We start from the raw sequence: 9,245 nt of genomic DNA, 5'->3' as shown, positions 1-9,245 counted from the left end.
TCGTCGTGGTGGAGCGGCACCAGCCCGACCTGGCCGTCGTCGACGTGCGCATGCCCCCCACGCACACCGACGACGGCCTCCGGGCGGCGCTGCAGATCCGCGACCGCTGGCCCGAGATCGGCATCCTCGTGCTGTCGCAGTACGTCGAGGAGCGCTACGCCAGCGAGCTCCTCTCCGGGGCTGCGGTCGGCGGGCTCGGCTACCTGCTCAAGGACCGCATCGCCGATGTGGCCGAGTTCCTCGCCGCCGTGGCCCGGGTGGGCGACGGCGGCGCCGTGCTCGATCCCGAGGTCGTCGCCCAGCTGCTCGCCCGCACCCGCCGGCGCGACCCGATCGAGCGCCTGTCGCCCCGCGAGCGTGAGGTGCTCGGCCTGATGGCCGAGGGTCGCACCAACGCCGCGATCGCCCGAGCCTTGGTCGTGAGCGACGGTGCCGTCGAGAAGCACGTCAGCAACATCTTCACCAAGTTGGACCTGCCGCCGACCGAGCACGACCACCGCCGGGTGCTGGCCGTGCTGCGGTGGCTGGAGAGCTGATCCCGATGGAGGCGACGTCGTCGTGCTGGTGACACCTGAGGTCGACGGGGCCCCGCCGCCCGAGCCGCCCCGCCCGAGCGGCCCGCCACGGCGCAGCCCCGCGGCCCGGGTCCTGTGGCGGCTCGGCGGCGGCCTGCTCGTCGTCCTCATGCTGGCGTTCGGCGTGAGCCAGGTGATCGCCGCGCTGGCCCACGAGCAGCGCCGGCTCGACAACTCCTACTCGGCCGAGGGGATCGGCACCGTCGAGATCCACAACGGTGCCGGCGGGCAGGTCGAGGTGGTCGGTACCGACACCGACACCATCCGGGTGCGCACCCACATCAACGACGGCCTCCGCCGCACCGACCACAGCGAGCAGGTCGAGGGCGACCGGCTGGTGATGAGGAGCTCCTGCTCCGCGCTCTTCAGCTACCACTGCTCGGTGAGCTACGAGGTCGAGGCGCCGGCCGGCGTGAGCGTCCTGGTCAGCAGCGACTCCGGCCACCTCGACGTCAGCGACATCGACGGCAACGTCGACGTCGCGAGCGACGGCGGCGGGATCGACCTCACCCGCATCGGTGGGTCCGTGCACGCTCGCAGCGACGCCGGGGGCGTCACCGCCGTCGGCCTGAGGGGCGACCAGGTGACCGTCTCGTCCGACGCGGGCGGGGTCCGCGTCGACTTCGACGAGGAGCCGCAGTCGGTGGTGGCGACGTCCGACGCCGGGTCGGTCGAGGTGGTGCTCCCAAGGGGGTCCGCCGAGTACAAGGTGACCGCCGACAGCGACGCCGGCTCGGTCACCACCGAGGTCGATACGTCCCCGTTCGCCGAACGGACCATCGTCGCGACGAGCGACGCCGGCTCCGTCACGGTCCGCTACCGCACGCCCGGGTAGCGGCTCCTCCTGGGTGCGGATCCGGCGCGGCCTCGGCGAGGCCCCCACCGCCGCCTCGACCCCGACGACGTCCTGCTGATGGTCGGGGTGCCTAAGGGTTCGCACCTAAGGGTCGGGATAACCCCACCTTGCGGGCGGTAGGCGGCTCCATTCATATGGAAACCCTTTGTCCGTACGGTCGACGCATGACCTCCACCACCACCGAAGCCCCCTCGGTGCCGTCGCTGTTCGGTGGTCCCGTCGCCGTGTGGGCCGACGGCGCCACCAAGGTGTACGGCAGCGGCGAGACCGCAGTCCAGGCGCTCGACGACGTCACCATCACCCTCCCCGCCGGCCGCTTCACCGCGGTGATGGGCCCCTCCGGCTCCGGCAAGTCGACGCTCATGCACTGCATGGCCGGGCTCGACTCGCTCACCCGAGGCCGCATCGTGGTCGGCGACGTCGACCTGAGCCGGCTCAACGACCGGCAGCTCACCCAGCTGCGCCGCGACCGCCTCGGCTTCGTGTTCCAGGCCTTCAACCTGCTGCCGATGCTGACCGCCGAGGAGAACATCACCCTGCCGCTGCGCCTCGCCGGCCGGCGCCCCGACCGCAACTGGTTCGACACCGTGATCGACACCGTCGGCCTGCGCAACCGCCTGAAGCACCGCCCCTCCGAGCTGTCCGGCGGCCAGCAGCAGCGGGTCGCCGTGGCTCGGGCCCTGGTCGCCCGCCCCCAGGTGATCTTCGCCGACGAGCCCACCGGCAACCTCGACTCCCGCTCCGGCGGCGAGGTGCTGGAGTTCCTGCGCCGGGCGGTCGACGAGATGGGCCAGACCATCGTGATGGTCACTCACGACCCGATCGCCGCCGGCTACGCCGACGCCGCCGTGTTCCTCGCCGACGGCCGGATCGTCGACCTGATGGACCAGCCCAGCGCCCCTCGCGTGCTGGACCGCCTCAAGTCGATGGAGGCCTGACGTCATGTGGAGGACCACCCTCTCTTCGCTGCGCGCCCACAAGCGCCGACTGTTGGGCACCTGCCTGGCCATCGTGCTGGGCGTCGCCTTCCTGTCGGGCACCCTGGTGCTCGGCGACTCCACCCGCGCCGGCTTCGGCGACCTCTTCAGCGAAGCCAACGAGCACACCGACGCCCTGGTCCGCAGCACCAGTGAGATCGACGTCGACGACCTGGCCAACGTCGGCTCGCTCGACGAAGGCCTGGTCGACACCGTCGGGCAGGTCGACGGAGTAGCCGCCGCGGTCCCCGTGATCGAGGGCAGCGGCCAGGTCATCGGGGCCGACGGCGACCCGCTCGGCGGCAACGGCCCGCCCACCATCGCCGGCAACTGGGTCACCGACCCCGACCTCAACCCGTACCGGATCGTCGACGGGCGGGCCCCCGAGACCGCCGGCGAGATCGTGATCGACAAGGCCACCGCCGAGCTGGGCGACCTGCAGCTGGGCGACACCGCCACGGTGCGCGTGCCCGACCCGGTCGAGGTGACCATCACCGGCATCGCCCGCTTCGGCTCGGCCGACGGCATGGCCGGTGTCACCTACGCCGGCTTCACCACCGAGGCCGCGCAGGAGCTGCTGTTCGCCGAGCCGGGCCAGATCAGCGCGATCCGGGTGGCCGCCACCGACGGGGTGAGCCAGTCGCAGCTGGTCGAGCGGCTCTCCCCGCTGCTCCCCGACGACGCCGAGGCCCTCACCGGCACTGCGCTCACCGCCGAGCAGCAGGACGACATCGAGGGCGACTTCCTGGGCGCCATGGAGACGTTCCTGCTGATCTTCGCCGGCATCGCCCTGGTGGTGGCCGGGTTCAGCATCTACAACACCTTCTCCATCGTGGTCGCCCAGCGCAGCCGCGAATCGGCGCTGCTGCGGGCCCTCGGAGCCTCGCGGCGCCAGGTCCTGGTGTCGACGATGGCCGAGTCGCTGGTCGTGGGCATCGTCGCCTCGGGCCTGGGCCTGGTGGCCGGCGTCGCCCTGGCGTCGGGACTGGGCGCCCTGATGGACTCCATGGGCTTCGGGCTGCCGACCGGGTCGATGGCGCTCAACAGCGGCACCATCCTCGCCGGCATGGGGCTCGGCCTGATCGTCACGGTGGGCGCCAGCGTGGTCCCGGCGATCAAGGCCTCGCGGGTGCTGCCCCTGGCCGCCCTGCGCGACGTGGCCATCGACCGCTCCGGCACGTCCCGCGTACGGCTGGTGGCAGGTGCGGTGGTCGCCGCCCTCGGGGTGAGCCTCACGGTCGCCGGCGCCACCGCGGTCGGGTCGCTCCCCCTGACCGGCCTCGGTGCGCTGGCGCTGCTCGTCGGCGTGGTCATGCTCGGCCCGGTGGCCGCCCGCCCCGCCGGTGCGGTGCTGGGCGCTCCCCTGGCCCGGCGCCGCGGCGTGAGCGGCGAGCTGGCCCGGGGCAACGCCGTGCGCAACCCCAAGCGCACCGCCGGCACGGCGTCGGCGCTGATGGTGGGTGTCGCCGTCGTGGCGATGTTCACGGTGATCGCCGCGTCGCTCAAGGCGTACATCGACGACACGGTCGACAAGGCGTTCGCCGGCGACCTGGTGATGATCACCGACAACTTCAGCACCGTGGGCATGAGCACCGACATCGCCCCCGAGGTGGCCGCGCTGCCCGAGGTGGCCTCGGCCACCCCCATGTCCAACGCGGCGCTGCGGATCGAGGGCGACGACCAGTTCGCCTCGGCGGTCGACGGAGCCGACATGGACGGCGTCCTCGACGTCGGCGTGGTCGAGGGGTCGCTCGACGACCTGGCGGCCGGCACCGTCGCCCTGACCACCGACTACGCCGGCGACCTCGGGCTGTCACTCGGCGACCCGGCTGACGTGGCGTTCGCCGACGGCTCCCGGGAGGAGCTGACGGTGACCGCGCTGTACGAGGACGCCGACCTGGTCGGCCCGGTGCTGCTCAGCCGCGAGACGTGGCTGCCGCACACCGCCCAACAGGCCGACACGGTCGTGATGATCGAGCTGGCCGACGGGGTGAGCATGACCGACGGCGAGCAGGCGGTGCAGGCCGTGGCCGACCGCTACCACGCCCCCGACGCCCAGACCCGCCAGGAGTACATCGACGCCGTCGCCGGTCAGATCGACCAGTTCCTGACCATCGTCTACGTCCTGCTGGTGCTGGCGATCCTCATCGCCCTGATGGGCATCGCCAACACGTTGTCGCTCTCCATCCACGAGCGGGCGCGGGAGCTGGGCCTCCTGCGGGCCGTGGGTCAGAGCCGCCGGCAGCTCCGGTCGATGATCCGGGGCGAGTCGGTGCTCGTCGCCACCTTCGGGGCGGTCGGCGGGATCGGCCTCGGCTGCTTCCTGGGCTGGGCGCTCATGAAGGCGCTCGGGTCGACCGAGGAGGACCTGTCGGTGTTCGCCCTGCCGGTGGGCCAGCTGCTGGTGGTGCTGGCGCTCGGTGCGCTGGTGGGTGTCGTCGCCGCCTGGCGACCGGCCCGCCGGGCGTCGAAGCTCGACATCCTCGACGCCATCGCCACCGACTGACGGCCGCCCGCCGCGGCGCCACCGGCCCCGAACGTGGACCCCAGCCACGTTCGGGGCCGGTGCGCGTCAGGAGTGGAGCAAGCCGTAGACCAGCGAATCGACCAGGGCCTGCCAGGACGCCTCGATGACGTTCTCGCTGACGCCGATCGTCGACCAGGAGCGGTCGCCGTCGGTCGAGTCGATCAGCACCCGCACGACGGCCTTGGTGGCCGCGGCGCCCTCGAGCACCCGCACCCGGTAGTCGGTGAGGTGGATGCGGTCGATCGACGGGTAGCGGATCCGCAGCACCGATCGCAGCGCCTCGTCGAGCGCGTTGACCGGGCCGTTGCCCTCCCCCACCGCCACCAGCCGGTCGTCGCCGGCCCACAGCTTCACGGTGGCCTCGGTGTCGACGATCGACTCGCCGTCCTCGATCGGCGACCCGCCCCGCAGGGCGTTGCGGTGGTAGGTCGTGACCCGGTAGCCCTCGAGCCGGAAGTACGGCTGCCGCCAGCCGCCCGACTCGCGCATCAGCAGCTCCAGCGAGGCGTCGGCCGCCTCGAACTGGTAGCCCTCGGCCTCCAGCTGCTTCAACCGCTCGGACAGATCACCGGCCGCCTGCCCGTCGAGCTCCAGCCCGAACTCCTGGGCCTTCATGGCCATCCCGGCCCGCCCGCCCAGGTCGGACACCAGCACCCGGGTGCCGTTGCCGACCGACGACGGGTCGACGTGCTCGTAGGACGCACCGCCCACCCGACCCAACGCCGACGTGTGCAAGCCGCCCTTGTGGGCGAACGCCGAGCGACCGACGTAGGGGTCGGCCTCGTGGGGCGGCAGGTTCACCAGCTCCGCCACGTGACGGGAGACGGTGGTGAGCCGATCCAGACGGCCCTCCGGCAGGCACTGGATGCCCATCTTCAACGCCAGGTTGGGGATGCAGGTCATCAGGTTGGCGTTGCCGGTGCGCTCGCCGTAGCCGTTGACCGTGCCCTGCAGCTGCCGGGCGCCGGCCACCACGGCGGCCACCGAGTTGGCGACCGCGCAGCCCGAGTCGTTCTGCGTGTGGATGCCGACCTGCTGCTCGGGCCCGAAGTAGCGCACGACGTCGCCGACGATCCGCTGCACCTCGTGGGGGAGTGAGCCGCCGTTGGTGTCGCACAGCACCAGGCAGTCGGCGCCCTCGGTGGCGGCCGCCTCGATCACCCGCAGGGCGTACTCGGGGTTGGCCTTGTAGCCGTCGAAGAAGTGCTCGGCGTCGAAGAACACCCGCAGGCCTTGCGCCCGCAGGAACCGCACCGAGTCGCTGACCATCGCCACGCCCTCGTCGAGGGTGGTGCGCAGCGCCTCGGTCACGTGGAAGTCCCAGCTCTTGCCGACGATGCACGCCGTCGACACACCCGACTCGACCAGCGCGGTCAGCGTGGGGTCGACGTCGACCTTCCCGAGGGGCCGCCGGGTGGACCCGAAGGCCACCAGCGCGGCCGTGGACAGCTGCAGCTCGCCGTCGGCCGCCCGCCGGAAGAACTCGGCGTCGCGGGGGTTGGCCTGGGGGTAGCCGCCCTCGATCCAGGCGACGCCCAGCCAGTCGAGCTGCTCCGCCACCCGCAGCTTGTCGTCGACGGTCAGCGAGATGCCCTCGAACTGGGCGCCGTCCCGCAGGGTGGTGTCGAAGATCTCGACCGCCGAGGGCGTGGCGGGCGTGGCCGGCGCCACCGAGGGTCCCACGTCATCTGACATGTTCGACCCACTCCTTGTACCGGTCGACCTTCCCGCGCACGGCCTTGTGGTACTCCTCGGCGATGGCGGTGGTCATGGGGCCGGGACACGGGATCTCGCGGTCGTCGACCGACGACACCGCGGAGATCTCCGCCGCGGTGCCGCACACGAAGACCTCCTCGGCGATGTAGAGGTCGCTGCGGGCGATGTTGTCGATCTTGGTCTCGAAGCCGAAGTCGCGCGCGATCGTCATCACCGAGCTCTGCGTGATGCCCTCCAGCGCTCCCGACGCCAGCGGTGGCGTGATGAGGACGCCCTTGCGGGCGCAGAAGATGTTCTCGCCGGTGCACTCCGACACGAACCCCTGCGGGTTCAGCATGATCGCCTCGTCGTAGCCCGCCTTCAGGGCCTCGACCTTGGCCATCGAGCTGTTGACGTAGTTGCCGGTGGTCTTCGAGGCGGGCGGCATGGTGTTGTGGTCGTGCCGCGTCCACGACGAGATCTTCATGCGCACGCCCTTGGTGGCGGCGTCGTCGCCCAGGTAGGCGCCCCACGGCCAGCAGGCGATCGCCATGTCGACCGAGCACGGGATGGTGTTGAGCCCCATCTCGCCGTAGCCGTAGTAGGCGATCGGGCGCACGTAGCAGGAGTCGAGGCCGGTCGACGCCACCGTCGCCTTGGCCGCCTGCACCAGCTCGTCGACCGAGTAGGGCAGGTCCATCTGCATGATCCGGGCCGACTCGTGGAGCCGCCGCATGTGGTCGGTCAGCCGGAACACGCCAGGGCCGTCGTCGGTCTCGTAGGCGCGGATGCCCTCGAAGACGCCGGTGCCGTAGTGGAGGGTGTGGGTGAGGATGTGGATCTTGGCGTCCTCCCAGGGGATGAGGTCGCCGTTGAGCCAGATCTTCTCGGTGGGGGTGATCGCCATGACGGTCTCCGTGGGTGCTGGTGCGTGATGCGTGATGCGTCGTGCCTGGGGTGGGGTGCGGCCTACAGCCGGGCCGCCACGGCGTCGCCGATCTCGGACGTGGAGCCGGACAGCACCGCCGGGTCGGCGCAGGCCTTGCGGATGCGGGCGGCGGCGTCGGCCTCGCCCAGGAAGTCGAGCATCATCCCTGCGCTCAGGATGGCTGCGACGGGGTTCGCCGTGCCCGTGCCGGCGATGTCGGGCGCCGAGCCGTGGACGGGCTCGAACATCGACGGGCCGGTGCGGGCCGGGTTGAGGTTGCCGGAGGCGGCGAACCCGATGCCCCCGGAGACAGCCCCGCCGAGGTCGGTGAGGATGTCGCCGAAGAGGTTGTCGGTGACGATCACGTCGTAGCGCTGCGGGTCCTGCACGAAGTAGATGCAGGCCGCATCGACGTGGTTGTAGGCGGTGCCGACTCCCGGGTGGTCGGCCGCTACGTCGTCGAACACACGTTCCCACAGATCGCCGGCGAAGGTCAAGACGTTCGTCTTGTGGACGAGGGTCGTGTGCGCCCGCGGGCGGGACGACGCCAGCTCGAAGGCGAAGCGCACGCAGCGCTCGACGCCCATCCGGGTGTTGACCGACCCCTGCGTCGCCACCTCGTGGGGGGTCCCCTTGCGCAGCACGCCGCCCTCGCCGACGTACGGCCCCTCGGTGTTCTCCCGGATCACGATCATGTCGATGCCCTTCTCGGTGTCGAGGAAGGGCCGCTGGTTGATGTAGAGGTCGAGGTCGAAGCGCATCTTGAGCAGCAGGCCCCGCTCGATGAGCCCGGGTGGGATCCCGGGGGTGCCGACGGCGCCGAGCAGCAGGGCGTCGAGGCCGCGCCACTCGTCGAGCACGCTGTCGGGCAGCACGGTGCCGTCACGCAGGTAGCGGGCGCCGCCCAGGTCGTAGTCGACGGTGTCGAAGGCGATGCCGGTGGCCCGCACCACCTTGAGGGCCTCGGCGATGACCTCGGGGCCGATCCCGTCGCCACCGATGACACCAATTGTGTGGTTCACATTCGCTCCAGAAATGAGAAACCGCCCACCAAGGTGGACGGTAGACCAGCGCACGTCGATAGGGACGACGTGCGCTACATGATGATTACGACGATCGAGACGGCAGGGCGCTCGCTCATGACCAGCAAGTGTCCCCGGTCACGTCGACGCCCGTCAACACGGTTCAGGGGAGGCCGTACGCCAGCAGCCGCCCGTCGGCCGTGCCCACGTAGACCGTGAGCTGGTCGTCGCTTAGGACGGGGTGCGTGGCGATCGTCCCGTCGAGCGGCACCACCCAGCTCGGGCAGGTGTAGAGGCCAAGGCAGGTGTCGATCTCTTCGATCCGGAAGCCGCGCCGGCCGTTGCCCTCCGAGACCAGGTCGTCCGGCGGGTTCAACAGCCCGTGGCCGGCCTCGAGGATCCACCGGTTGCCCAGCGTCAGCCGGTGCGGCGGCGAGGGGTTCCCGGAGCCAGAACCGAGGGCGGCGAACACGCCCACAGGCGGGTGCCGTCGGCGAAGGCCAGGCCGTACACGGAGCGGGTGTCGGCGACGTGCACGCCGACGCCGATCCGCCCCATCAGACTCTCCCCATCGGCTCCCCTGCGGCCGACCAGCACCGTAGCGCGGGGAGAATCGTTGGATCAGGGGTCGGGACCGTCCTACCCTGTTCGCCTTATGGGTCAGA

The 9,245-nt window shown here is 71.3% G+C and carries 8 protein-coding genes; 4 read left to right on the top strand and 4 right to left on the bottom strand.

Annotated elements, in window-relative coordinates; translation table 11 throughout:
- The 4 genes from VK611_24020 to VK611_24005 form a co-directional block, all read left to right on the top strand.
- Positions 1-536: response regulator transcription factor (locus VK611_24020; protein HMG44422.1), on the top strand; the 536-nt coding region annotated here is incomplete at its 5' end.
- A 22-nt stretch (positions 537-558) separates the two neighbouring features.
- Positions 559-1,410 (top strand): DUF4097 family beta strand repeat-containing protein, encoded by an 852-nt coding sequence (locus VK611_24015; protein ID HMG44421.1) that lies wholly within the window; start codon positions 559-561, stop codon positions 1,408-1,410.
- A gap of 185 nt (positions 1,411-1,595) precedes the next feature.
- On the top strand, positions 1,596-2,369 hold the full coding sequence (locus VK611_24010; protein ID HMG44420.1) for an ABC transporter ATP-binding protein: 774 nt from the start codon (positions 1,596-1,598) through the stop codon (positions 2,367-2,369).
- Positions 2,370-2,373: 4 nt separating this feature from the next.
- Positions 2,374-4,914, top strand: coding sequence for an FtsX-like permease family protein (locus VK611_24005; GenBank protein ID HMG44419.1), 2,541 nt, complete (start codon positions 2,374-2,376; stop codon positions 4,912-4,914).
- A gap of 66 nt (positions 4,915-4,980) precedes the next feature.
- Here VK611_24005 and cimA read toward each other — a convergent pair whose 3' ends face one another.
- The 4 genes from cimA to VK611_23985 form a co-directional block, all read right to left on the bottom strand.
- A complete protein-coding gene (gene cimA, locus VK611_24000) occupies positions 4,981-6,630 on the bottom strand; it encodes a citramalate synthase (GenBank protein ID HMG44418.1) in 1,650 nt (549 codons plus the stop codon).
- Positions 6,620-7,537 carry a branched-chain amino acid transaminase gene (locus VK611_23995; GenBank protein ID HMG44417.1) on the bottom strand — a complete coding sequence of 306 codons (918 nt, stop codon included), beginning with the start codon at positions 7,535-7,537 and terminating at the stop codon, positions 6,620-6,622. Before VK611_23995 ends, cimA begins: the two co-directional genes overlap by 11 nt.
- A 62-nt stretch (positions 7,538-7,599) precedes the next feature.
- Positions 7,600-8,580: a 3-isopropylmalate dehydrogenase gene (locus tag VK611_23990; GenBank protein ID HMG44416.1), complete on the bottom strand. Its 981-nt coding sequence runs from the start codon at positions 8,578-8,580 to the stop codon at positions 7,600-7,602.
- A 163-nt stretch (positions 8,581-8,743) separates the two neighbouring features.
- Entirely contained in the window at positions 8,744-9,058 is a 315-nt protein-coding gene (locus VK611_23985) for a PQQ-binding-like beta-propeller repeat protein (protein HMG44415.1), read from the bottom strand.
- Between the last annotated feature and the right edge of the window lie 187 nt (positions 9,059-9,245).

The organism is Acidimicrobiales bacterium (assembly GCA_035316325.1).
In the GTDB taxonomy this organism is placed as follows: domain Bacteria; phylum Actinomycetota; class Acidimicrobiia; order Acidimicrobiales; family VFJN01; genus DASXTK01.
Note: the sequence above shows the minus strand (reverse complement) of the source record. Positions and strands in the feature narration are given on the sequence as shown.